Below are 2,010 nucleotides of genomic sequence, written 5' to 3'. Positions count from 1 at the left end.
GCAGTATCGAGGTCCTCGTCGATCCCAAGTGTCTGCCGGAACTTATCTGACCACCTCAATCCAATCCGTCAAAATCACTGTGCGGAGCCACTAGTCGACATCCATTATCCCGATGCCGAGATCATCCGCATTGTGCAGGATAATTTATCGACCCACTCAGCCGGCGCCCTCTATCAGACCTTTGAACCTCCTCCGAATGAGTGGACACCTGTAGTAGGCTCAGAGAGCCAGGAGGTGTCGAATGGAAGAACGTCAGCGTCGGCGTTCACGGAAGACTACAAACGCCAGGCCGTTGAGCTGGTGTTGTCGAGCCGGCGATCGATCGGATCGGTCGCCAAGGAGCTCGGTCTGCGCGACTCGGTCTTGCGACGGTGGGTGGAAGCTCCGGCGGACCAGGCTTCGGAGATCGCCTGGCTGCGTCAAGAGAACGAGCGTCTGCGCATGGAGCGCGACATTGTAAAAAAGTCGATCGCGATCTTCGCCGGAACACGGACATGAGCTTCTGCTTCATCGAGGATCACCGGGACGCCTATCCGGTGCGGCTGATGTGCGAGGTGCTCGAGGTCTCGTCAGCCGGCTACCATGCTTGGCGCAAACGCCCGGTGAGCGAGCGGGCCACCACCAATACCACGCTGCTGGCCGAGATTCGAGACGTCCATCAGGGCAGCGGTGGCAGGTATGGCAGCCCCAGGATCCATGCCGCATTGCAGGCACAGGGACGGGGTGCCAGCCGCGGCCGGATCGAGCGGATGATGCAGCGGCACGGCATCCGCGCCCTCGTAGCGCGGCCCCGCCGGGTTCGCACCACCGACAGCCGTCATGACCTGCCGATCGCGCCGAACCTGATCGGGCGCGACTTCACGGCTGAAGCGCCAAACCGGGTCTGGCTTGCCGATATCACCTATGTCCCGACCGCCGAGGGCTGGCTGTACCTGGCTGCCCTCATCGACCTCTTCAGCCGCAAAATCGTCGGCTGGTGTATGCGCGATCACATGCGGGCGGAACTTGCCACCTCCGCGCTGACGATGGCAATCCAAAAGCAATGACCGTAAGCCGGGTTGATCCATCACTCCGATCGGGGTATCCACTATGCTGCGCAGGCCTACCACAAAGCCCTTTCGGACTCCGGTATCACCGCATCGATGAGCCGCTAGGCCGACTGGTACGACAACGCCCCGATGGAGAGCTTCTTCCATACCCTGAAGACCGAGCTCAGCCACCACCGCGAATATCAGATCCGCCAACAGGCCCAGCACGATATCTTTGCCTATATCGAGGGCTTCTATAACCAGACCAGACTTCACTCCGCCATCGGCTATAGCGCCCTGATCGAGATGGAACGAAAAGCAGCTTAACCCTGTCCACTTTTTCGGGGGAATATCTGCAGATCGCTTATCAAAGATGTGGAGATAAGACGACCGTCTCCTTGCGTGCCCTCATAGGTTGCAGGAATATCCAGTCTGGCACTGGGGGTCAGTGGAGTGTGGGGCGTGTTCGCAGTGGCCGTCCAAATTCAAAATTTCATTGAGCGGGCCGGCGACCGGAGGAGTCGAAGGTCGCGAATATTCGTGGCGCTTATGGCAAACCGTTTAGTGCCTAACCATTTTGACGAAGGCCGACCAGCAGGTGATCCGCCTTTTCTGTCGCCGATGCCCTCCGGCCGGAACGCCACGATCGCGCGATCGTCTGCTAAAAGCGTGATGGCATTCAGTTCGATAGCCTGAATTTTTGAGGTAGTTGGCGCATTCATCGGCGGTGAAGGCATCAAGTGCGTGGCCGATAGCGGCGCAGACCGCGTCGATGGTTCGCGCGGCAGCTTTGCGGAGCAGGTGCTTGAGCTTAGCAAAGACCTGTTCGATCGGGTTCAGGTCAGGCGAGTATTTTGGCAGGAAGAAGAGTTTGGCGCCGACCGAACGGATGAGTTTGCGAACTGCTTTGCCCCTGTGGCTGCCGAGGTTATCCAAGACGACGATATCGCCGGGTCGAAGGACAGGCAGAAGAACCTTCTCG

2 pseudogenes are annotated in these 2,010 nt (G+C 59.2%); one reads left to right on the top strand and one right to left on the bottom strand.

What is annotated here, in order from left to right:
* Positions 1-234 precede the first annotated feature (234 nt).
* A pseudogene (locus tag K288_RS49135) lies at positions 235-1,355 on the top strand (IS3 family transposase).
* A 360-nt stretch (positions 1,356-1,715) separates the two neighbouring features.
* Here K288_RS49135 and K288_RS51910 read toward each other — a convergent pair.
* Positions 1,716-2,010 (bottom strand): annotated as a pseudogene (locus K288_RS51910) (transposase); the annotation flags it as partial.

Origin of the sequence: Bradyrhizobium sp. Ai1a-2, assembly GCF_000426245.1 — a bacterium.
In the GTDB taxonomy this organism is placed as follows: Bacteria; Pseudomonadota; Alphaproteobacteria; order Rhizobiales; family Xanthobacteraceae; genus Bradyrhizobium.
This window is presented reverse-complemented; position numbering and strand designations above follow the sequence as displayed.